This is a genomic window from Actinacidiphila epipremni (assembly GCF_012034175.1).
GTDB classification, from domain to species: domain Bacteria; phylum Actinomycetota; class Actinomycetes; order Streptomycetales; family Streptomycetaceae; genus Actinacidiphila; species Actinacidiphila epipremni.
This window is the reverse complement of sequence record NZ_JAATEJ010000023.1, coordinates 123,361-145,744: the sequence shown is the minus strand read 5'-3', so window position 1 is coordinate 145,744 and position 22,384 is coordinate 123,361. Positions and strand designations below refer to the sequence as shown.

Sequence of the window (22,384 nt, the reverse complement as noted above, 5' to 3'; positions counted from 1 at the left end):
CTAGATATGGACCACCGGGCAGGTGAGCGTACGGGTGATGCCGTCCACCTGCTGGACCTTGGCCACCACCATCCGGCCGAGCTCGTCGACCGTGTCCGCCTGGGCCCTGACGATCACGTCGTACGGGCCGGTGACATCCTCTGCCTGGATGACGCCGTCGAGTTTGGAGATCACCTCCGCTACTGCCGAGGCCTTGCCGACCTCGGTCTGGATCAGGATGTAAGCCTGTACCACGGAACCTCCAGGGCGGCTACGAGGATCATGTGGGAAGGGGGACGCCACGTTATCGCGTCGTCGCGACCAGCGGGGAGACCCGCGCGGTACCTGCCCCCCGTATTGACGCCGAAACACGCAAGCGAGCCGGCTGGACGCCGCGACCAGAGGGGACGGAAGACATGAAGGGGACCGTGGGCGAACTGGGGGAGTTCGGGCTCATCAGAGAACTCACCTCACGCCTCACCTCCACCCCGGCCGTGAAGATCGGGCCCGGCGACGACGCGGCCGTGGTGGCCGCGCCCGACCGGCGGGTGGTCGCCACCACCGACATCCTCATCGAGGGCCGGCACTTCCGCCGCGACTGGTCCACCGCCTACGACGTCGGCCGCAAGGCCGCGGCGCAGAACCTCGCGGACATCGCCGCCATGGGCGCCGTCCCCACCGCCGTGCTGCTGGGCCTGGTCGTCCCCGTCGAACTGCCCGCCACCTGGCCGGTCGAGCTCATGGACGGCATCCGCGACGAGTGCCAGGTCGCCGGCGCCGCCGTCGTCGGCGGGGACGTCGTCCGCGGCGACACCATCACCGTCGCCGTCACCGCGCTGGGCGACCTGCGCAACCGCGCCGCCGTCACCCGATCGGGGGCACGTGCGGGCGATGTCGTCGCCGTCACCGGCTGGCTCGGCTGGTCCGCGGCGGGCCTGGCCGTGCTCTCCCGCGGCTTCCGCTCCCCGCGCGCCTTCGTCGAGGCCCACCGCCGCCCCGAGCCGCCCTACCACGCGGGACCCGCCGCCGCGGAACTCGGCGCCACCGCCATGACCGACGTCAGCGACGGCCTGGTCGCCGACCTCGGCCACATCGCCGCCGCCAGCGGCACGGACATCGACCTGCGCTCGGCGGCCATAGACATCCCCGCCCAGATGACCGACATCGGCCAGGCCGTCGGCGTCGACCCGCTGCACTGGGTGCTCACCGGCGGCGAGGACCACGCCATCGTCGCCACCTTCCCGCCGGACGTGAAGCTGCCCGCGCGCTGGCGCGTCATCGGCTCGGTCGGCTCCCCGGCCGGCCGCGTCCCGCAGGTCACCGTCGACGGGGCGCCCTGGGAGAAGGCGGGCGGCTGGGACCACTTCGGCGCCGACACATGAGCCGGGCCCCGGCCCGTACCCCCGCCCGGGTGCTCACCGTCGCCGGGTCCGACTCCGGCGGCGGGGCCGGCATCCAGGCCGACCTCAAGACGGCGCTCGCGCTCGGCGCGCACGGCATGAGCGTCGTCACCGCCGTCACCGCGCAGGACTCGCACGGCGTCCACGGCACCTGGGAACTTCCCCCGGAAGCGGTACGCGCGCAATTCCGCGCCGTCGCCGGCGACATCGGCGTCCAGGCCGTCAAGACCGGCATGCTCGGCTCCGCGCGCACCGCCGCGACCGTCGCCGACCTGCTCACCGGCCTCGCCGCCCCGCTCGTCGTCGACCCGGTCGGCGCCTCCAAGCGCGGCGACACCCTGCTGCACGAGGACGCCACCGAGGTCGTACGCAGCCGGCTGCTGCCGCTCGCGACCGTCGTCACCCCCAACCTCGACGAGGTCACCCGGCTCACCGGCGTCGTCGTCACCGACGAGGCCGGCATGCGGACCGCCGCCGACGCCGTCCTGGCGCTCGGCCCCCGCTGGGTGCTCGTCAAGGGCGGCCACCTCCCCGCCGCCCGGCCCGGCACCGACTGCCCCGACCTGCTCACCGACGGCCGCACCGAGCACTGGCTGCGCGCCCCGCGCCACCCCAACCCGCACACCCACGGCACCGGCTGCACCCTCGCCACCGCCCTGGCCACCCACCTCGCCCTCGGCCGCCCCGTCCCCGAGGCAGCCGCCGCGGCGAAGACCTACGTCACCGGCGCGATCGCCGCGGGCTTCCCCCTCGGCACCGGCACCGGCCCGGTCGACCACGCCTGGCGCTCCCGCGCCTGAGGGCACGCAAAAAGCCGGCTCACCACAGGTGAGCCGGCTTGCGCAGTGCCGGGGCCGCTCGCTAGCGAGAGACCTTGCCGGCCTTGATGCACGAGGTGCAGACGTTGAGCCGCTTCGGCGTCTTCCCCACAACCGCGCGCACCCGCTGGATGTTGGGGTTCCAACGGCGCGGGGTACGGCGGTGCGAGTGGGAAATGCTGTTGCCGAAGCCCGGCCCCTTGCCGCAGACGTCGCAGTTGGCAGCCACGGGACACTCCAAAGACTTCAGATGCATTTACGAGGAAATGCCCGGGAGCCCCCCAGGCAACCGAAGCAGCATACAACGCCGCCCCGACACCCACGAAATTACCACGCCCCGAGCCTTGCCCCTTCCGCCGGAGCGCCAGCCCCAGGGGCGCGTGGGGGTACCCCCACGCGAAGCGCTGGGGGAGGACGGAGCGACAAGCCACAGCGGACGGAAGGTCCCGCGACGACAGTACGAGGCGTTCCGCCGGGGAGGGGCGCGGGGAACTGCGCGCCCAGCTGAAGCGGACGGAAGTTCCCGCGACAGCAGTACGGGGCAGCCCGGAGGGCTGAAGCGGACGGAAGGTCCCGCGACGACAGTACGAGGCGTTCCGCCGGGGAGGGGCGCGGGGAACTGCGCGCCCAGCCGAAACAGACAGAAGTTCCCGCGACAGCAGTACGGGGCAGCCCGGAGGGCTGAAGCGGACGGAAGGTCCCGCGACGACGGCCCCCCCACGCACGTGGGGCCCCACCCCCCACCTCGCGGGCGACTACGCTCAGAAACGCCCACCCACCCCCGCCAGGAGGATTCCGTGCCGCCCTCGCTCGACGCACCCACGGTGCGCACCTGGTGCCGGCTCGCCCTCGCCGCCCTGGGCCGTGCCCGCGAGGACATCGACGCGATCAACGTCTACCCCGTCGCCGACGGCGACACCGGCACGAACCTCTACCTCACCATGGAGTCCGCCGCCCAGGCGGTGGAAGCCCTCTACGGGGACCCGGCGGCCCCGGCCGCCCCCGCCCCCACCCTCACCGAAGCCTTCCGCGCCATGGCGCACGGCGCCCTCATCGGCGCCCGCGGCAACTCCGGCACGATCCTGGCCCAGCTGCTGCGCGGCATGAACGATTCCCTCCGCCGAAGCGCAAGCAGCGCCGACCCCCCCGCGGCAGCGGACATGTGCCGCGCCCTGCGCACCGCCGCGGACTCCGCGTACGAGGCCGTCGCCCGCCCCACCGAGGGCACGATGCTCACCGTCGCCGCGGCAGCGGCCTCCGCGGCCGAAGCAGCCGCGCAGGCGGCTCCGCCCCGCCCGGAGGCCGACCGCCTCGCCGCCGTCGTGCGCGCCGCCCACGACGGCGCCCGTACCGCCCTCACGGCGACGCCCGACCAGCTCGGCGTGCTGCGGGCCGCCGGGGTCGTGGACGCCGGCGGCCTCGGCCTGGTCGCGGTGCTCGCCGCCCTCGTCGCGGCCGTCACCGGCGAGGCCCCGCACCACGGCGACCTCCCGCCCCGTACCGCCCGCCCCACCGCGGCCCCCGACCCGGCGGGCGGCACCCCGCCGGGCCCCACCGCGCCCCCGGCGGCGCCCACCGCCACCCTGACCCGCCCGGCGCCCGCCCACGCCCCCGCGGGCGGCGAGCCCGGCACCGTCCCCCGCCAGCACCCCCACGACCCGGCGGCCGGCGGCCCCGGCGAGCGCGCCGAAGTCCTCGCGCCCGGCGCGGCCCCGCACGGCTGCCCGGACGCCGGCGCAGCCGACGGCGGCCCCGCCTTCGAGGTGCTCTACCTGCTCGACGCCCCCGCCGACGCCGTCACCGCCCTGCGCACCCGGCTGGACGGGCTCGGCGACTCCCTGGTCGTCGTCGGCGGCGACGGCCTGTGGAACGTCCATGTGCACGTCGACGACGTCGGCGCCGCCATCGAGGCGGGCATCGAGGCGGGCCGCCCGCACCGCATCCGGGTCACCCACTTCGGCGCCCAGGCCGGCGCCGGGCCCGCCGGCCGGACCGGCCGCCCCGACGGCGCCGGCCCCGCCACCGGCCGGCAGGGCCGGGCGGTCGTCGCGCTCGTCCGCGGCGACGGCATGGCGGCGCTGTGCGAGCAGGCCGGCGCCACGGTCGTCGCCGTCCGCGCGGGCGAGCCGCCCGCGAGCGCCGAGATCGCCGCGGCGGTCCGCCGTACCGGCGCCCGCGAGGTCGTCGTGCTGCCCAACGACAGCGACCTGCGCCCGGCCGCCGGCGCCGCCGCCGAGCAGGCCCGCGCCGAGGGCGTCCGCGTCTCCCTCATCCCGACCCGCTCCGTCGTCCAGGGCATCGCCGCGCTCGCCGTGCACGAGCCGCGGCGCAGCTTCGACGAGGACGTCGTCGCCATGACCTCCGCCGCCGGCGCCACCCGCTACGCCGAACTCGCCGTCGCCGAGCACGAGTCGTGGACGATGGCCGGCGTCTGCCAGGCCGGGGACGTCCTCGGCCTCATCGACGGCGACGTCGCCCTGATCGGCTCCGACGTCGCCGGCGCCGCCGTCGAGGTGCTGGACCGGATGCTCGCCGCCGGCGGCGAGATGGTCACCCTGGTGCTCGGCGCGACCGCCCCGCCGGGCCTGGCCGACCTGCTGGAGGCGCATGTGCGCGACACCCACCTCGCGGTGGACACCGTCATCTACGAGGGCGGCCAGGCGACCTGCCCGCTGCTCATCGGCGTGGAGTAGCCCCGCGGGCGGTGGGGGAGCGGCGCACCCCGGTTGTCGGCGGTGTGCGCCAAGATGGGAGCGATGACTGGCAACCCGTTGGACGAACCGCTCCGCAAGCTCGTCGGCGACCGCACCGCCAAAGTGCTCGGCGAGCATCTCGACCTGCACACCACCGGCGACCTGCTGCACCACTACCCGCGCCGGTACGCCGAGCGCGGCGAGCTGACCCGGCTGGCCGACCTGCCCGTCGACGAGTACGTGACGGTGGTCGCGCAGATCGCCAAGGCGGACAAGCGGACGTACGGCGGCGGCTCCGGCGTACGTCTTGAGGTCGTCGTCACCGACGGCAGCGGCTCGCTCACCCTGGTCTTTTTCAGCAAGGCCGCCCACGCGCACGCCCACCGCCTCATCCCGGGCCGGCGCGGCATGTTCTCCGGCAAGGTCTCGGTCTTCAACCGCACCCGCCAGCTCGCCCACCCCGACTACCAGCTGCTGGACGCCGACGACGGCGAGCAGGCCAAGGAGGCCGTCGACGCCTTCGCGGGCCGGCTCATCCCGCTCTACCCGGCGTGCAAGCAGATCACCTCCTGGAAGATCGCCCAGGCCGTCGAGACCGCGCTCAACTCGCTGGCCGCGACCGGCTGGGCCGGCGTCGGCGAACCGCTGCCCGAGCAGCTGCGCACCGCCCGGGGCCTGGCCCCGCTCCCGGAGGCGCTGGAGAAGGTGCACCGGCCGCGGACGAAGGCCGACATCGGCGCCGCCCGCGACCGGCTGCGCTGGGACGAGGCGTTCGTGCTCCAGGTCGCGCTGGCCCGCCGCCGGGCCGCGGAGTCCGCGCTGCCCGCCGTGCCGCGCCGCCCCACCGACGACGGGCTGCTCACCGCCTTCGACGCCCGGCTGCCCTTCACGCTCACCCGGGGCCAGGAAGCGGTCTCCGCGGAGATCTTCGCCGACCTGGCCACCGACCACCCCATGCACCGCCTCCTCCAGGGCGAGGTCGGCTCGGGCAAGACGCTGGTCGCGCTGCGCGCCATGCTCGGCGTGGTCGACGCCGGCGGGCAGGCCGCGATGCTCGCCCCCACCGAGGTGCTGGCCCAGCAGCACCACCGCTCCATCACCGAGATGCTGGGCGATCTCGCGGAGTCGGCGAGCATGCTCGGCGGCTCCGACGTCGGCACCAAGGTCGTGCTGCTGACCGGCTCCATGGGCACCGCCGCCCGCCGCCAGGCGCTGCTGGACCTGGTGACGGGCGAGGCCGGCATCGTCGTCGGCACGCACGCGCTGATCGAGGACAAGGTCAAATTCCACGACCTGGGCCTGGTCGTGGTCGACGAGCAGCACCGCTTCGGCGTGGAGCAGCGCGACGCGCTGCGCGCCAAGGCCCCCAAGCCGCCGCACCTGCTGGTGATGACCGCCACCCCGATCCCGCGCACCGTCGCCATGACCGTCTTCGGCGACCTCAACACCTCCGTGCTGGACCAGCTGCCCGCCGGCCGCTCGCCGATCGCCACCCATGTCGTGCCCGCCGCCGAGAAGCCGCACTTCCTCAGCCGCGCGTGGGAGCGGGTGCGCGAGGAGGCCGAGGGCGGCCACCAGGCGTACGTGGTCTGCCCGCGCATCGGCGACGACGAGGACGGCAAGGACGGGAAGGACGGCAAGACCGGCGCGAAGGGCGGCGCCAGGAATGTTGCGAAGAGCGGCGCCAAGGAGGCGGCGCCGGCCGACGACGCCGAGCGCCGCCCGCCGCTCGCGGTCGTGGACGTCGCCGAGCAGCTCGCCGCCGGGCCGCTGCACGGCCTGCGCGTGGAGGTGCTGCACGGCAGGATGGCGCCCGACGCCAAGGACGACGTCATGCGCCGCTTCGCCGCCGGCGAGGTGGACGTCCTGGTCGCCACCACCGTCATCGAGGTCGGCGTCAACGTGCCCAACGCCACCGCCATGGTCATCATGGACGCCGACCGCTTCGGCGTCTCGCAGCTGCACCAGCTGCGCGGCCGGGTCGGCCGCGGCTCCGCCCCCGGCCTGTGCCTGCTGGTGTCCGAGGCGCCCGAGGCGAGCCCCGCGCGCGGCCGGCTGGACGCGGTCGCCGGCACCCTGGACGGCTTCGAGCTCTCCGAGATCGACCTCCAGCAGCGCCGCGAGGGCGACGTCCTCGGCCAGGCCCAGTCCGGCAGCCGCTCCAGCCTGCGGATGCTCACCGTCATCGGCGACCGCGACATCATCGAGCAGGCCCGCGAGGAGGCCGTCGCCGTGGTCACCGCCGACCCGGAGCTCACCGCCCACCCGGACCTGCGCAGCGCCCTGGACAGCCTGCTGGACGCCGACCGCGAGCGCTACCTGGACAAGGGCTGACGGGGGACGGCGAGGGATGACGGGGGCAGACCGGGCATGACGGGGCATGACGGGGAAGGCGGACCGGGAAGGCCGGCCGGGAAGGCGGGAGGGCAGCGGCTAAGGTGCGGAAGGTGAGCAGCACATGACCCGCGTGATCGCCGGCGCGGCCGGCGGCCGGCGGCTGGCCGTACCGCCCGGCACCGGCACCCGCCCGACCTCGGACCGCGCCAAGGAGGGCTTGTTCTCGACCCTGGAGTCGCTGCGCGGCACCCTGTCCGGCGCCCGCGTCCTGGACCTGTACGGCGGCTCGGGCGCGGTCGGCCTCGAAGCGCTCTCCCGCGGCGCCGAGCACGTCCTGCTCGCCGAGTCCGACCCGCGCGCCCTGCGCGCCATCCGCGACAACGCCCGTACCGTCGCCCTGCCGGGCGTCGAGGTGCGCGCCGGGCGGGCCGAGAAGGTGGCCGCGCAGCCCCCGCCGGAGCGGCCGTACGACGTGGTCTTCCTCGACCCGCCCTACGACGTCCCGGACGGCGAGGTGCGGGAGATCCTGCTCACACTCGCGGCCGGCGGCTGGCTCGCCGGCGGCACACTCGTCACCGTGGAACGCAGGACCCGCGGCGGCGCTTTCGGCTGGCCGGCCGGCTTCGAGGAGCTGCGGTCCCGGCGCTACGGCGAGGCGACTCTTTGGTACGGTCGCGCCGCCGAAGTTACCGCCGGGTCATGAGCCCGCGGAACGGCCGCGCGCCCACCCGCGGGCCCGCCGGCCGATCCCAGGTAACGCCCCGTCCGCAGAGCGAGGAGCCACCAATGCGCCGCGCAGTCTGTCCAGGGTCCTTCGACCCCGTCACCAACGGACACCTCGACATCATCGCCCGCGCGTCCCGGCTGTATGACGTCGTGCACGTCGCCGTCATGATCAACAAGTCCAAGCAGGGCCTGTTCGCCGTCGAGGAGCGCATCGCCCTCATCGAGCAGGTCACCGCCGACCTGGACAACGTCCAGGTGGAGGCCTTCCACGGGCTGCTGGTCGACTTCTGCAAGCAGCGCGACATCCCCGCCATCGTCAAGGGGCTGCGGGCCGTCAGCGACTTCGACTACGAGCTGCAGATGGCCCAGATGAACATCGGGCTGTCCGGCGTGGAAACGCTGTTCGTCCCCACCAACCCCGCCTACAGCTTCCTGTCCTCCTCGCTCGTGAAGGAAGTCGCCCAGTGGGGCGGGGACATCTCGCACCTGGTTCCCGTCCCCGTCCTGGAGGCGCTGAACTCCAAGCTGCGGCAGCGCTAGAGTCTGAGCCGTGGACGTCCAGAAGAAGCTCGATGAGATCGCGGCCACCGTGGCGAACGCCCGGTCGATGCCGATGTCGGCCTCCTGCGTGGTGAACCGGGCCGAGCTGCTGGCCCTGCTCCAGGAGGTGTCCGCCGCCCTGCCCGACTCGCTGGCCCAGGCCCAGGACCTGCTGGGCGACCGCGAGCAGATGGTCGAGCAGGCCAGGGGCGAGGCGCAGCGCATCATCGAGCAGGCGCACGCCGAGCGCGGCTCGCTGATCTCCGAGACCGGCGTGGTGCGGCAGTCCAAGGACGAGGCCGAGCGCATCCTGGCCGAGGCCCGCCGCGAGGCCGACGAGATCCGCGCCGAGGCCGACGACTACGTCGACAGCAAGCTCGCCAACTTCGAGGTCGTCCTCACCAAGACCATCGGCTCGGTCGACCGGGGCCGGGAGAAGCTGCTCGGCCGCAGCCCCGACTACGACCAGGGCTACGACGGGCAGGGCTACGCCGAGGACGACCCGGAGGCCCCCGAGCGCAGCTCCGACCCCGAGACGCTGCGCCGCCGCGCCGACGAGTACGTGGACGCCAAGCTCGGCGCCTTCGAGGCGGTCCTCACCAAGACCCTGGAGGCGGTCGGCCGCGGCCGGCTCAAGCTCACCGGCCACAACCCCATCGACGACCTGGCCGCGCAGATCGCCGCCGCCGACCGCGAGGGCGAGGGCGCCGACTCCCACCACCGGCAGTCCGACGCCGACTACCTCGCGGGCCTGGCCGCCCCGGTCGCCGCCGAGCAGGCCGACCTCTCGCAGTACGGCTACCAGCCGCAGCAGCCCCCGGCGCCGCCCGCCGACCCGCAGGAGACCGGCTACGGCTACGGCCAGGAGCAGCCCTACCAGCAGGGCTACGCCGCCGCCGAGCACGGCGGCGACGGCTACCCGCAGGAGGACGGCTACCCGCAGGAGTACGCCCCGCAGCCCGGCTACGCCGACCCGTACGCCCCCCAGCAGGCGTACGGGCACGAGCAGCAGGGCTATGCGCCCGAGCCCGACGGCTACGACTACGGGCAGCAGCAGCCCGGGTACGACCCGCAGCAGTACCCGCCGCAGATCCCGTACCAGCAGCAGGGCCAGGGCTACCCGCAGCACCAGCCCCAGCAGCCGCAGCACCAGCCGCAGCCCGCGGCGCTGGACGAGACCAGCTTCTTCGACACCGGCATGATCGACCTCGACCGGCTGCGGGAGCTGGAGCAGGGCCGCTGACGTGGTGCGCGGCCCGCGGGCGGCGGCGGCCGGCGCGGGCGCGCGTTTGGGCGGGGGCGGCGCGTCCAGTATCCTGTCAGTTCCAGCCGTGTGAATCGCCGGCGCTTCTGCCTGCCCACTCGCCATGAGCGACCGGGCGGGCGTGACCGAGGAAAGCAGGAGCCCTGAACACCCGCCTAGACCACCGCAACCCCCTCGTGTTCGACACGCACGAGCTGGGGAGGCGTCCTGGCGCGATGAAGAAGGTCACCCGCACGGTGCCGGCGCCCAAGGACCTCGGCATCGCCGACGTCATCGGCGTCCCCGAGGGCTCCGACGTCGTGCTGGACCTCCGCCTGGAGTCGGTCATGGAAGGCGTGCTGGTCACCGGCACCGCCGAGGCGACCGTCACGGGGGAGTGCGTAAGGTGTCTGGAGCCGCTCGGGCAGGAGCTCGAAGCGGACTTCCAGGAGATGTTCTCCTACCCCGACGCCGACACCAGGACCGCCCGCAGGGGCGAAGCCGGTGACGACGCCGAGGACGGGGACGACGAGGACACGCCGGTCTTGGAGGACGATCTCTTCGACCTCGAACCGGTGCTGCGCGACGCGGTGGTGCTCGCACTGCCGATGCAGCCGGTGTGCCGGGACGACTGCCCGGGCCTGTGCCCCACATGCGGGGAGCGGCTCGCGGACGACCCGGACCACCACCACGAGGTCACCGACATCCGGTGGGCGGCCTTGCAGGATCTGGCGGTCGACCCCGCCGATCCGACGACCCAGCAAAACGGTGCCGGCGACGGCCCCGATGACGACCAGGAGAAGTAGCCGTGGCTGTTCCGAAGCGGAAGATGTCGCGCAGCAACACGCGTCACCGCCGTTCGCAGTGGAAGGCTGCGCCCGTGAGCCTGGTGGCGTGCGAGCGCTGCCACGAGCCGAAGCTGCAGCACATCGCGTGCCCCAACTGCGGCACCTACAACCGCCGTCAGGTTCTCGACGTCTGATCGGCAGGTGACAGGCTTTATGTCAGACGCCTCAGCGCCCAAGCAGGCCGCGACGGACGCCACGACGCAGACAGCCTCGTCCCACACGCTTCTGGAAGGGCGGCTCGGGTACCACCTCGAGCCCGCCCTTCTGGTACGTGCGCTCACCCACCGCTCGTACGCGTACGAGAACGGCGGGCTGCCCACCAACGAGCGGCTGGAGTTCCTGGGGGACTCCGTGCTCGGCCTGGTGGTCACGGACACCCTCTACCGCACCCACCCCGACCTGCCCGAAGGCCAGCTGGCCAAGCTGCGGGCCGCGGTGGTCAACTCGCGGGCGCTGGCCGGCGTCAGCCGCGGGCTGGACCTCGGCGCGTTCATCCGCCTGGGCCGCGGCGAAGAGGGCACCGGCGGGCGGGACAAGGCGTCGATCCTCGCGGACACCCTCGAAGCGGTCATCGGCGCCGTCTACCTCGACTGCGGCCTCGACGCGGCCTCGGAGCTGGTCCACCGGCTCTTCGACCCGCTCATCGAGGAGTCCTCGAACCTCGGTGCCGGCCTGGACTGGAAGACCAGCCTCCAGGAACTCACCGCGAGCGAGAGCCTCGGCGTGCCCGAGTACGTCGTCTCGGAGGCCGGTCCCGACCACGAGAAGACCTTCACGGCTGCCGCCCGCGTCGGTGGTGTCGAGTACGGCACCGGCACCGGCCGCAGCAAGAAGGAAGCCGAGCAGCAGGCGGCCGAGGCCGCATGGCGCTCCATCCGCAAGGCCTCCGCCCCCGCTTCGGTTTCCTCCGCCTCCTCGACCTCTTCTTCCTCTTCTTCCTCTTCCTCCACGACCACCGCTGCCGCCGGCTGACCCCCTCGGCACCGCACCGAAGGACGTCATGCCGGAGCTGCCCGAAGTCGAGGTGGTGCGCCGCGGGTTGGCCCGATGGGCCGCCGGGCGCACCGTGGAGACGGTGGAGGTTCTGCATCCGCGAGCGGTCCGGCGGCACGCCGCCGGACCCGAGGACTTCGCCGCGAGCCTGCGCGGCCGGGAACTGGGCGAGCCCCACCGCAGGGGCAAGTACCTGTGGCTCCCGGTCGCGCCGGACGCGGCCCTGGTCGGGCACCTCGGGATGAGCGGGCAGTTCCTCGTCCGGCCGGCCACCGCCCCGTACGAGACGCATCTGCGGATCCGCTTCGGCTTCGACGACGCGATCGGCACCGAGCTGCGCTTCGTCGACCAGCGCACCTTCGGCGGCCTGTCGGTGCAGCCCACCGTGCCGGGCGACCCGGAGGACCTGCCGCAGGCGCTCGCCCACATCGCCCGCGACCCGCTGGACCCGGCGTTCGACGAGGACGCCTTCCACGCGGCGCTGCGCCGCAAGCGCACCACCGTCAAACGCGCCCTGCTGGACCAGAGCCTGATCAGCGGCGTCGGCAACATCTACGCCGACGAGGCCCTGTGGCGCAGCAAGCTCCACTACGAGCGCCCCACCGCGACCCTGACCCGCCCGCGCACCGCCGAACTCGTCCGGCACATCCGCGAGGTCATGGGCGACGCGCTGGCCGCCGGCGGCACGAGCTTCGACAGCATGTACGTCAACGTCAACGGCGAGTCCGGCTACTTCGACCGCTCCCTGGACGCCTACGGCCAGGAAGACCGCCCCTGCCGCCGCTGCGGCACCCCCATCCGCCGCCGCCCCTGGATGAACCGCTCCAGCTACTTCTGCCCCCGCTGCCAACCCGCCCCGCGCCCCTGACGCGGAACCGGCTCGCAAGGCCACGGAGGCCGCGGAACCTCCAGAAGCCTCAGAAGCCTCAGAAGCCTCAGAAGCCGAAGTCCTGGGTCCACCAGGGGCCGCCGGTGCCGAAGTGGATGCCGACGCCGAGGGTGGTGTAGTCGCAGTTCAGTATGTTCGCCCGGTGGCCGGGGCTGTTCATCCAGGCGTCCATCACCGCCTGCGCGGTCGCCTGGCCGCGGGCTATGTTCTCGCCGCCGAGGTTGGTGATGCCGCGGGCCTTGGCGCGGTCCCAGGGGTCGTTGCCGTCGGGGTCGGTGTGGTCGAAGAAGCCGCGGGCGGCCATCTCGTCGCTGAAGGCCTGCGCGAGGCCGTCGAGCGAGGAGCTGGCGGTGAGCGGCTTGCAGCCGGCCGTCGCTCGCTGCTCGTTGACCAGCGACAGGATCGCCGCCCGGGTCGAGGCCAGGGAATCGCCGGCCGGGGTGCTCGGGGCCGCCTTGGTCGGGGTCGCGGTGCGCACCGGGGTGGTGGGCGCGGCGGTGGTACGGGTCGGCGTCGCGGTCGCGCTCGGGCGGGTCGCGGTCGGCGTGGGGGAGGCCGTACGGGTGGCGGTCGTACTCGGGCCCGGGCTCGGCGTACCGGAGGCCGACGGGGAGGCCGAGCCGGGCAGCGGGGTGCCGGTGCCGCTCAGCGGGGAGGGGGCGTCGCTGCCGTCCTGGGAGGGGCCGGTCGGGCCGTCGGCCTGCGTGTTGCCCGTGCCGTCGTCCGGCCCGAAGCCGCCGGTGACGCCGGACAGCAGCCCGGAGGAGGCGGCGACCGCGCCCACCGCCATCGCGGCGGACGTCGCCAGCAGCCCGGTGCGCACCGGGTGGTGCCTGCGGCGCCCGCGGTGGCTGCGCGGCGCGGCGGGCTGCGGCGGCGCGGCCGGCTGCACCTGTCGGCTGTGTCGGCCCACGTGCGCTCCTCCATGCTCCGACGGCCTCACCCGTTCGAGTGAAGTCCTGCTGGGGGGCGACTGTAGCGAATCCGGCCCGCCCGCGCCGTGACGCGGGCACAACCGGGGCCGCGGCGACCGGACACCGTCGCGGTACCGTCGCCGTATGCACGAGCCTTTGGACCCCCGCGAGGACTCCGCCGCGCACGGCCCCGTCCGGCTGACCGCCTGGGTGCGCGGCCGGGTGCAGGGCGTGGGCTTCCGCTGGTGGACGCGGGCGACCGCGCTGGAGATCGGCGGGCTGGCGGGCTACGCGGGCAACCTGGCCGACGGGCGCGTGCAGGTCGTCACCGAGGGGGAGCGCGGCGACTGCGAACGGCTGCTGGCGTGGCTGCACGGCGCCGACACGCCCGGAAAAGTCGACGGGGTGACGGAGATCTGGTCGGAGCCGCGCGGCGGCTACGCCGGATTCGAGATCCGCTGACCGCGACGATCACACTGCGCTGCCGCCGCCCGGATGGCCGAGCCTTTGCCATGAGACGCGGACGACCGGTTGCCATATCGCGGATGTCGTGTCAGGCTGCCCCCTACGAGAATGATCTCGCTCCCCACGCGGGCAGCCCACGGCGTGTCTTTGCCGTGTTTTCTGAGGCGCACCCGACGACTGGGCTGTGATCGTGTTGACCGTCCACTTATTTGGTGAGACGCTGGAAGCCCAGCGCGACGTGGCTCCATGGAATGTTCAGTGCGAACCACGGCATGACAGCGCGCGGGTTCATACACCCTCACCCACGACCTGTACCGCTTTCGGTCGGTCACTCAGCGTGGAGGACCACTCATCATGGCAAAGGCGCTTCTCGGTTACGTCGGCGGTCCCGACCCGCGACTCCTCGCCGAGATGCGAAGGCTGCAGCAGCGCGTTCAGGACCTGGAAGCCGAGCTTGTCAGGATGCAGGCCCAGAACGACGCCCTGACTGTCGCGTCGCACGAAGAGTCGCTGCGCAGCATCGACGTCGCTCACGCGGAGCCCGTGCTCGCCTGAGTCGGCTCGATCGGCATCGCAGCGTCGGCATCGCAGCATTCTCGGATCGCCGCAGTAACCGCAGCACTCGCAGTACCGCAAGGGACGCTTCGGCGTCCCTTCGTCGTGGCACCCTCCCCCTCCGCGGCCCTGCGGCCTTGTCGTCACCCTCGCGCAGACCCACGCTTGCCGGCTCTTCACCGCCTCGTACGGTTCTTAACCCTGATGTGCCCTGCACATTCAGCGGTGAAACCGCGGGCGGCTAGTAGAGTCGGCGGGCGTGCATCTCAAGAGCCTCACGTTGCGCGGCTTCAAGTCCTTCGCCTCGGCGACGACGCTGCGCTTCGAACCCGGAATCACCTGTGTGGTCGGCCCCAACGGATCAGGCAAGTCCAATGTGGTCGACGCGCTGTCCTGGGTTATGGGCGAGCAGGGGGCCAAGTCGCTGCGCGGCGGCAAGATGGAGGACGTCATCTTCGCCGGCACCACCGGCCGGCCGCCGCTGGGCCGCGCCGAGGTGTCGCTGACCATCGACAACACCGACGGCGCCCTGCCGATCGAGTACGCCGAGGTCACGATCACCCGGATCATGTTCCGCAACGGCGGCAGCGAGTACCAGATCAACGGGGACACCTGCCGGCTGCTGGACATCCAGGACCTGCTGTCGGACTCCGGCATCGGCCGCGAGATGCACGTCATCGTCGGCCAGGGCCAGCTGGACTCCGTCCTGCACGCCGACCCGATGGGCCGCCGGGCCTTCATCGAGGAGGCCGCCGGCGTCCTGAAGCACCGCAAGCGCAAGGAGAAGGCGCTGCGCAAGCTCGACGCGATGCAGGCCAACCTCGCGCGCGTCACCGACCTCACCGGCGAGCTGCGCCGCCAGCTCAAGCCGCTCGGCCGGCAGGCCCAGGTCGCCCGCCGGGCCGCCGTCATCCAGGCCGACCTGCGCGACGCCCGGCTGCGGCTGCTCGCCGACGACCTGGTCACCCTGCGCGAGGCGCTGCGCGCCGAGGTCGCCGACGAGGCCGCGCTCAAGGAGCGCAAGGAGGCCGTCGAGGCGGAACTGGCCGCCGCCGTGCAGCGCGAGGCCCGGCTGGAGGAGCAGGTCCGCGCGCTGACCCCGCGGGTCAACGAGGCGCAGGCCACCTGGTACGCCCTCTCCCAGCTCACCGAACGGGTCCGCGGCACCGTCGGCCTCGCCGAGCAGCGGCACCGGCACGCCACGAGCCAGCCCGCCGAGGAGCGGCGCGGCCGGGACCCGGAGGACATGGAGCGCGAGGCCGCCCGCATCCGCGAGCAGGAGGCCGAGCTGTCCGAGGCGCTGGAGGCCGCGCAGCGCGCCCTCGACGACACCGTCGACCACCGCGCCGAGCTGGAGCGCCGGCTCACCGAGGAGGAGAACCGGCTGCGCACCGCCGCCCGGGCCATCGCCGACCGCCGTGAGGGCCTGGCCCGGCTCAGCGGCCAGGTCAACGCCGCCCGCTCGCGTACCGCCGCCGCCGAGGCCGAGATAGAGCGGCTCACCGCCGCCCGCGACGAGGCCCGCGAGCGCGCCGAGACCGCGCAGGGCGAGTACGAGGAACTGGCCGCGCAGGTCGAGGGCCTGGACGCCGACGACTCCGAGCTGGAGGAGCGGTTCGAGGCCGCCCGCGCCGAGCAGGCCGCCGCCGACGAGGATTTCAGCGCCGCCCGGGAGGCCGCCACCGCCGCCGAGCGCCGCCGGGCCGCGGTCGCCGCCCGGCGCGACGCCCTGGAGCCGGCGCTGCGCCGCAAGGACGGCAGCGGGGCGCTGCTGGCCGGCGCGCCGGGCGCGGACGGCGCCGGTACGGGCGGCGGGCTCGCCGGGGTGCTCGGGCCGGCCGCGGCGCTGCTGAAGGTGGCCGCCGGCTACGAGGTGCCGCTCGCCGCGGCCCTGGGCGCCGCCGCCGACGCCGTCGCCGTACGCGGGGTGGGCGCGGCGGTGGAGGCCCTGCGGCTGCTGCGCAAGGAGGACGCCGGCCGCGCCGCCCTGCTGCTCGCCGGAGCACCCGAGCCGGCGGCGCCGGACCTGCCCGCCCCGCGCCCGGGCACGGCGGAGGCGCCGGCCGGGGCGCAGGGTCCGGGGGCGGGACCTGTGCCCGGTCGTGCGGCGGCCCTGGAGCAGGGCCCGGCGGCCGGTTCCGCGCCCGCGTCCGGCCACGCGGCGGCCTCCGCCGAGGTGCTGGCCGCGACTCCGGCCATGGCGCCGGCCCCTGCGCTGCCCGCCGGGGCGCGGTATGCCGTCGAGCTGGTCACCGCCGGGCCCGAGCTCGCGCCCGCGGTGCGTACGCTGCTGCGGGACGTCGTGGTCGTCGACTCCCTCGACGACGCCGAGGCGCTGCTCGCCGCCCGGCCCGGGCTCACCGCCGTCACCGCCGAAGGCGACCTGCTGGCCGCGCACACCGCGGTCGGCGGCAGCGCCAAGGCGCCCAGCCTGCTGGAGGTGCAGGCCCAGGTCGACGAGGCCACCGCCGAGCTGGAGCGGCTGGCGGAGCAGTGCGCCGAGCTGGCCGAGCGTCAGCTGCGGGCCAAGGAGCGGCGGTCCGCCGCCGCCCGGGCCGTCGACGAGCTGGGGCAGCGGCGCCGGGCCGCCGAGAAGGCCAAGTCCTCCGTCGCCCAGCAGCTGGGCCGGCTCGCCGGGCAGGCCAGGGCCGCCGGCGGCGAGGCGGACCGGGCCGCGACCGCGGTCGGCCGCAGCGAGGAGTCGCTGGCCGCCGCCCGCGAGGCGTTCGAGGAGCTGTCCTACCGGCTCGGCGAGGCCGAGGCCGAACCCGCCGAGGAGGAGCCCGACACCTCGGTGCGCGACCGGCTCGCCGCCGACGGCGCCAACGCCCGGCAGACCGAGATGGAGGCCCGGCTCCAGCTGCGTACCCACGAGGAGCGCGTCAAGGGCCTGGCCGGCCGCGCCGACGGCCTGGACCGGGCCGCCCGCGCCGAGCGCGAGTCCCGCGCCCGCGCCGAGCGCCGCCGGCTGCGCCTGGCCTACGAGGCGTCGGTGGCCGCCGCCGTCCGCGACGGCGCCCGCGGCCTGCTGGACTGCGTCCAGGTCTCACTCGCCCGAGCCGAGGCCGAACGGGTGGCCGCCGAGCAGGCCAGGGCCGAGCGGGAGGCGGAGCTGGGCCAGGAGCGGCGCCGCGGCCGGGACCTGAAGAGCGAGCTGGACCGGCTCACCGGTGACGTCCACAAGGGCGAGGTGCTGGGCGCCGAGAAGCGGCTGCGCATCGAGCAGCTGGAGGCCAGGGCGCTGGAGGACCACGGCATGGAGCCGGCGGGCCTGGTCGCCGAGTACGGCCCCGACCAGCCCGTGCCGCCCTCCCCGCCCGCCGAGGGCGAGATCCTGCCCGAGGACCCGCAGGACCCGCGCAACCTCCCCCGCCCGTACGTCCGCGGCGAGCAGGAGAAGCGGCTCAAGGCGGCGGAGAAGGCGTACACCCAGCTCGGCAAGGTCAACCCGCTGGCGCTGGAGGAGTTCGCCGCGCTGGAGGAGCGGCACAAGTTCCTCACCGAGCAGCTGGAGGACCTGCGCAAGACCCGGGCCGACCTGCTCCAGGTGGTCAAGGACGTCGACGAGCGCGTCGAGCAGGTCTTCACCGCCGCCTTCCACGACACCGCCCGGGAGTTCGAGGGCGTCTTCTCCCGGCTCTTCCCCGGCGGCGAGGGCCGGCTGATCCTGACAGACCCGGACAACATGCTCACCACAGGTGTGGAGGTTGAGGCCAGGCCGCCCGGGAAGAAGGTCAAGCGGTTGTCGCTCCTGTCGGGCGGTGAGCGCTCGCTGACCGCGGTGGCGATGCTGGTGTCGATCTTCAAGGCACGGCCCAGTCCGTTCTATGTGATGGACGAGGTCGAGGCCGCGCTGGACGACACCAACCTGCAGCGGCTGATCCGGATCATGGAGGAGCTCCAGGAGAGTTCCCAGCTCATCGTCATCACGCACCAGAAGCGGACGATGGAGGTCGCCGACGCGCTCTACGGCGTGTCCATGCAAGGCGACGGCGTCTCCAAGGTGATCAGCCAGCGGCTGCGGGAGGGCAAGCGGAAGACCGCCTGACGGCCCCCTTCGAGTGGTGGGCCGCACACGGTCCGCCAAGACTTGAAGATCCGGCCCCCGGTGAGGGGGCCGGACCGCCGGGCGCGAGGAGATCCTGTGACCAGCAGTACGGAGTCGACATCGGGGACGAGCAGCAGCGCGTCGCCACCGGAACACCTGGGCCATGTCATCTTCATCACCGCGGCGGCGGCGATGGGCGGCTTCCTGTTCGGCTACGACAGCTCCGTCATCAACGGCGCCGTCGAGGCCATCCGGGACAAGTACGACATCGGCTCCGGCACTCTCGCGCAGGTCATCGCGATCGCCCTGATCGGCAGCGCCATCGGCGCGGCCACCGCCGGCCGGATCGCCGACCGGATCGGCCGGATCCGCTGCATGCAGATCGCCTCGGTCCTGTTCACCATCAGCGCCGTCGGCTCGGCGCTGCCCTTCGCCCTGTGGGACCTCGCCTTCTGGCGGATCATCGGCGGCTTCGGCATCGGCATGGCCTCCGTCATCGGCCCCGCCTACATCGCCGAGGTCTCGCCGCCCGCCATCCGTGGCCGCCTCGCGTCCTTCCAGCAGGCCGCGATCGTGCTCGGCATCGCCGTCTCGCAGCTGGTCAACTACGGCATCCTGCAAACCGCGAACGGCGACCAGCGCGGCCACCTGATCGGCCTTGAGGCCTGGCAGGTCATGCTCGGGGTGATGGTCGTCCCCGCGGTGATCTACGGGCTGCTGTCCTTCACCATCCCCGAGTCCCCGCGCTTCCTGCTCACCGTCGGCCGGGACGCCGACGCCCGCGCGGTGCTCGCCGACGTCGAGGGCAAGGACACCGACCTCGACGCCCGGGTCACCGAGATCCGCACCGCGATGCGCCGCGAGCACAAGTCGACCTTCTCCGACCTACTCGGCTCCCGGCTCGGCTTCCTGCCCATCGTCTGGATCGGTATCGGCCTGTCGGTCTTCCAGCAGCTCGTCGGCATCAACGTCGCCTTCTACTACTCCTCGACGCTGTGGCAGTCGGTCGGCATCAACCCGTCCGGCTCGTTCTTCTACTCCTTCACCACCTCGATCGTGAACATCATCGGCACGGTGATCGCCATGGTCTTCGTGGACCGGATCGGCCGCCGCCCGCTCGCCCTCATCGGCTCCACCGGCATGGCGGTCTCCCTCGCCCTGGAGGCATGGGCCTTCTCCTACAAGCACGGCGACAAGCTCCCCACCGCCCAGGGCGCGGTCGCGCTGGCCTCCGCGCACTTCTTCGTGCTGTTCTTCGCCCTGTCGTGGGGCGTGGTGGTGTGGGTGCTGCTCGGCGAGATGTTCCCCAACAAGATCCGCGCCGCGGCCCTGGGCGTCGCCGCCTCCGCCCAGTGGATCGCCAACTGGGCGATCACCGCGAGCTTCCCGACCCTGGCGGACTGGAACCTGTCGGGCACCTATGTGATCTACACATGCTTCGCGGTGCTCTCGATCCCGTTCGTGGTCTTCTTCGTGAAGGAGACGAAGGGGAAGTCCCTCGAAGAAATGGGCTGAGGGGCGCGGCGCCGCCGCCCGCACCGTCCGACGCCGCGGCAAGGGGCCGTGGATACTGGTCGGGTTATGGAAATCGTCATCCTTGTCGTAGTCATCGCCCTGGTCGTGATCCTCGGCGCCGGCGGGCTGGTGATCGGCAGCCGCCGCAAGAAGAAGCAGCTGCCGCCCACCAAGCCGCCGAGCGCGCCGACGATCACCGCCCCGCCCGCGGAACCGCACGTCGGGGACGAGGCGGAGGCCCCGCGGGAGGAAACCCGCCGGACCATCGAAGAGGTCCCGCTGCCGGGACCGACGTCCGTGCCCGAGACCGTCGAGGAGATCGAGCTCCCGCCGGCGCCCGTCATCGAGCAGCCCGAGCCCACCGCCGGCCGGCTGGTCCGGCTGCGCTCGCGGCTGTCGCGCTCGCAGAACACCCTCGGCAAGGGCCTGCTGACGCTGCTGTCCAGGGAGCACCTGGACGACGACACGTGGGAGGAGATCGAGGACACCCTCATCACCGCCGACGTCGGTGTCGCCCCCACCCAGGAACTCGTCGAGCGGCTGCGCACCCGGGTGCGGGTGCTCGGCACCAGGACGCCCGCCGAGCTGCGCGGCCTGCTGCGCGCCGAGCTGCTCACCCTCGTCGACCCGTCGCTGGACCGGGTGCTGCGCACCGAGAGCCACGAGGAGTCCCCGGCGGTCGTCATGGTCGTCGGCGTCAACGGCACCGGCAAGACCACCACCACCGGCAAGCTCGCCCGGGTGCTGGTCGCCGACGGCCGCAGCGTCGTGCTCGGCGCCGCCGACACCTTCCGCGCCGCCGCGGCCGACCAGCTCCAGACCTGGGGCGAGCGGGTCGGCGCCCGTACCGTCCGCGGCCCCGAGGGCGGCGACCCGGCCTCGATCGCCTTCGACGCGGTCAAGGAGGGCATCGCCGAGGGCGCCGACACCGTCCTGATCGACACCGCGGGCCGGCTGCACACCAAGACCGGCCTGATGGACGAGCTCGGCAAGGTCAAGCGGGTCGTGGAGAAGCACGGCCCGGTCGACGAGGTGCTGCTCGTGCTGGACGCCACCACCGGCCAGAACGGCCTGGTCCAGGCCCGGGTCTTCGCCGAGGTCGTGGACATCACCGGCATCGTGCTGACCAAGCTGGACGGCACCGCCAAGGGCGGCATCGTCATCGCCGTGCAGCGCGAACTCGGCGTGCCGGTCAAGCTCATCGGCCTCGGCGAGGGCGCGGACGACCTCGCCCCGTTCGAGCCCGAGGCCTTCGTGGACGCCCTCATCGGCGAGTAGGCCCTGCCATGGCGCAGCCGTCCCGTACGGCTGCGCCATGGGCCACGTGTAAGGGGCGCCCGCCCATGGTGGGTGCCCCTTACGCATGCGTACGTCGCCGGTCCCGCGCCGGGTCCCGCGTCCGGCCCCGGGGCCGTGGTTCCTGGTGCGTGGTGCTACGCCGGCGCCTTGTCGCGGTGGCAGACGTACGCCAGGGTGCCCAGCAGCAGCCGCGCCTCCGGCGGCTGGCGTACGCCCTCGGTCAGCGGCTCGCGCAGCCACCGCACCGGGCCCAGGCCGCCGTGGTCCGACGGGGGAGCGGTGACGTGCTCGCCCGGGCCCAGGCAGCGCAGGTCCAGCTCCGCGTCGTCCCAGCCCATCCGGTACAGCAGATGCGGCAGCTCGGCCGCCGCGCCCGGCGCGACGAAGAACTGCGCCCGCCCGGCCGGCGTCACCAGCACCGGGCCCAGCCGCAGCCCCATCCGCTCCAGCCGCACCAGCGCCCGCCGGCCCGGCGCCTCGGCCACCTCGATCACGTCGAAGGCCCGCCCGGTCGGCAGCAGCACCGCGGCGCCCGGCACCCTCGCCCACGCCTGCGCGGCCAGTGCCGCCGGCGCGCCCGCCGGGATCTCGTCGGCGAAGGGCAGCGGATGCGCGCCCGGCGCCGTACACGCAGCGTCCCCGCACGAGCACGGCCCGCCGCCGCGGGCGACCCGCGCGCCGGGCACCACGGCCCAGCCGCAGCGACCCGTGTAGTCACCAACTGTGGTGCACATTCCCGCGTGCGACCGACGGCGTACGCCGGGGCGCGCATGAGGGCGCGTCCGGGGGATTTCCCGGACGCCCTCCTGCTGCTGCCGCGAGTCCCGCATGTCCCGCAATCCGCTGATCGTGAACACCATGACACCTCCAACGGATGCCGCCGCCGATGGTTACGGGCCCGCCCGGCCTCGTGCGACCGGCATGTGTCAAGTGAATCGCCTGTTGCCGCCCAGGAGTTCATTCGAAGGGGTGGCGAATGGTGGCGTTTCGCCATGCGCCCTCGCCCGGTGCGTGATCGTAGGGCTACTTTCGGTTGGTGGGTCCCCGGTGTGGACCGCTCGTGCCCCGGCGCCTATGCCGCAGGCAGTTCCGGGCGGCGCCGCACCGCAGCGCCGGACCACC

General features: G+C 73.8%; 20 protein-coding genes. 16 read left to right on the top strand and 4 right to left on the bottom strand.

Annotated elements, in window-relative coordinates:
• The gene (locus tag HCN08_RS25395; RefSeq protein ID WP_167985553.1) at nt 1-234 is read right to left on the bottom strand and encodes an Lrp/AsnC family transcriptional regulator; all 234 of its coding nucleotides are present in this window, start codon (nt 232-234) and stop codon (nt 1-3) included.
• Nucleotides 235-395: 161 nt separating this feature from the next.
• On the opposite strand from HCN08_RS25395, the gene HCN08_RS25390 reads away from it, so the two are divergent.
• Nucleotides 396-1,361 (top strand): thiamine-phosphate kinase, encoded by a 966-nt coding sequence (locus HCN08_RS25390; protein WP_167985552.1) that lies wholly within the window; start codon nt 396-398, stop codon nt 1,359-1,361.
• Nucleotides 1,358-2,179, top strand: a complete 822-nt coding sequence (gene thiD, locus HCN08_RS25385) for a bifunctional hydroxymethylpyrimidine kinase/phosphomethylpyrimidine kinase (RefSeq protein WP_167985551.1) — start codon at nt 1,358-1,360, stop codon at nt 2,177-2,179. The genes HCN08_RS25390 and thiD overlap by 4 nt, the downstream gene beginning before the upstream one ends.
• Before the next feature lie 61 nt (nt 2,180-2,240).
• On the opposite strand, the gene rpmB is transcribed toward thiD, so the two are convergent.
• Nucleotides 2,241-2,426, bottom strand: coding sequence for a 50S ribosomal protein L28 (gene rpmB / locus HCN08_RS25380; RefSeq protein ID WP_033173090.1), 186 nt, complete (start codon nt 2,424-2,426; stop codon nt 2,241-2,243).
• 568 nt (nt 2,427-2,994) lie between these two features.
• Here rpmB and HCN08_RS25375 point away from each other — a divergent pair.
• The 9 genes from HCN08_RS25375 to mutM all read left to right on the top strand — a co-directional run bounded on the left by HCN08_RS25375 (nt 2,995) and on the right by mutM (nt 12,445).
• A complete protein-coding gene (locus tag HCN08_RS25375) occupies nt 2,995-4,890 on the top strand; it encodes a DAK2 domain-containing protein (RefSeq protein WP_322974671.1) in 1,896 nt (631 codons plus the stop codon).
• A 63-nt stretch (nt 4,891-4,953) separates the two neighbouring features.
• Nucleotides 4,954-7,224: an ATP-dependent DNA helicase RecG gene (gene recG, locus HCN08_RS25370; RefSeq protein ID WP_407648880.1), complete on the top strand. Its 2,271-nt coding sequence runs from the start codon at nt 4,954-4,956 to the stop codon at nt 7,222-7,224.
• 124 nt (nt 7,225-7,348) lie between these two features.
• A complete protein-coding gene (rsmD, locus tag HCN08_RS25365) occupies nt 7,349-7,930 on the top strand; it encodes a 16S rRNA (guanine(966)-N(2))-methyltransferase RsmD (RefSeq protein WP_167985548.1) in 582 nt (193 codons plus the stop codon).
• Nucleotides 7,931-8,013: 83 nt separating this feature from the next.
• Nucleotides 8,014-8,493, top strand: a complete 480-nt coding sequence (gene coaD / locus HCN08_RS25360; protein WP_167985547.1) for a pantetheine-phosphate adenylyltransferase — start codon at nt 8,014-8,016, stop codon at nt 8,491-8,493.
• Nucleotides 8,494-8,503: 10 nt separating this feature from the next.
• Entirely contained in the window at nt 8,504-9,736 is a 1,233-nt protein-coding gene (locus HCN08_RS25355) for an ATP synthase F0 subunit B (RefSeq protein ID WP_167985546.1), read from the top strand.
• A 164-nt stretch (nt 9,737-9,900) separates the two neighbouring features.
• A complete protein-coding gene (locus HCN08_RS25350) occupies nt 9,901-10,542 on the top strand; it encodes a YceD family protein (protein WP_167985583.1) in 642 nt (213 codons plus the stop codon).
• 2 nt (nt 10,543-10,544) lie between these two features.
• The gene (rpmF, locus tag HCN08_RS25345; RefSeq protein ID WP_073500419.1) at nt 10,545-10,718 is read left to right on the top strand and encodes a 50S ribosomal protein L32; all 174 of its coding nucleotides are present in this window, start codon (nt 10,545-10,547) and stop codon (nt 10,716-10,718) included.
• Between the two features lie 19 nt (nt 10,719-10,737).
• A complete protein-coding gene (gene rnc / locus HCN08_RS25340) occupies nt 10,738-11,556 on the top strand; it encodes a ribonuclease III (RefSeq protein ID WP_167985545.1) in 819 nt (272 codons plus the stop codon).
• Nucleotides 11,557-11,584: 28 nt separating this feature from the next.
• Nucleotides 11,585-12,445, top strand: coding sequence for a bifunctional DNA-formamidopyrimidine glycosylase/DNA-(apurinic or apyrimidinic site) lyase (gene mutM / locus HCN08_RS25335; protein WP_167985544.1), 861 nt, complete (start codon nt 11,585-11,587; stop codon nt 12,443-12,445).
• 67 nt (nt 12,446-12,512) lie between these two features.
• Here the strand turns inward: mutM and HCN08_RS25330 are convergent, their stop codons facing one another.
• On the bottom strand, nt 12,513-13,379 hold the full coding sequence (locus HCN08_RS25330) for a CAP domain-containing protein (protein WP_322974670.1): 867 nt from the start codon (nt 13,377-13,379) through the stop codon (nt 12,513-12,515).
• A 145-nt stretch (nt 13,380-13,524) separates the two neighbouring features.
• Here HCN08_RS25330 and HCN08_RS25325 point away from each other — a divergent pair, with 145 nt between their 5' ends.
• The 5 genes from HCN08_RS25325 to ftsY all read left to right on the top strand — a co-directional run bounded on the left by HCN08_RS25325 (nt 13,525) and on the right by ftsY (nt 21,241).
• Complete coding sequence (locus tag HCN08_RS25325; protein WP_167985543.1) at nt 13,525-13,842, top strand: acylphosphatase; 318 nt, start codon at nt 13,525-13,527, stop codon at nt 13,840-13,842.
• 357 nt (nt 13,843-14,199) lie between these two features.
• Nucleotides 14,200-14,400 (top strand): hypothetical protein, encoded by a 201-nt coding sequence (locus tag HCN08_RS25320; RefSeq protein ID WP_167985542.1) that lies wholly within the window; start codon nt 14,200-14,202, stop codon nt 14,398-14,400.
• A gap of 259 nt (nt 14,401-14,659) precedes the next feature.
• The gene (locus tag HCN08_RS25315; protein ID WP_167985541.1) at nt 14,660-18,448 is read left to right on the top strand and encodes an AAA family ATPase; all 3,789 of its coding nucleotides are present in this window, start codon (nt 14,660-14,662) and stop codon (nt 18,446-18,448) included.
• A 96-nt stretch (nt 18,449-18,544) separates the two neighbouring features.
• Nucleotides 18,545-19,963 (top strand): sugar porter family MFS transporter, encoded by a 1,419-nt coding sequence (locus HCN08_RS25310; protein ID WP_167985540.1) that lies wholly within the window; start codon nt 18,545-18,547, stop codon nt 19,961-19,963.
• A 66-nt stretch (nt 19,964-20,029) separates the two neighbouring features.
• Nucleotides 20,030-21,241: a signal recognition particle-docking protein FtsY gene (ftsY, locus tag HCN08_RS25305; protein WP_167985539.1), complete on the top strand. Its 1,212-nt coding sequence runs from the start codon at nt 20,030-20,032 to the stop codon at nt 21,239-21,241.
• Nucleotides 21,242-21,396: 155 nt separating this feature from the next.
• On the opposite strand, the gene HCN08_RS25300 is transcribed toward ftsY, so the two are convergent.
• On the bottom strand, nt 21,397-22,122 hold the full coding sequence (locus tag HCN08_RS25300; protein ID WP_167985538.1) for a bifunctional DNA primase/polymerase: 726 nt from the start codon (nt 22,120-22,122) through the stop codon (nt 21,397-21,399).
• Between the last annotated feature and the right edge of the window lie 262 nt (nt 22,123-22,384).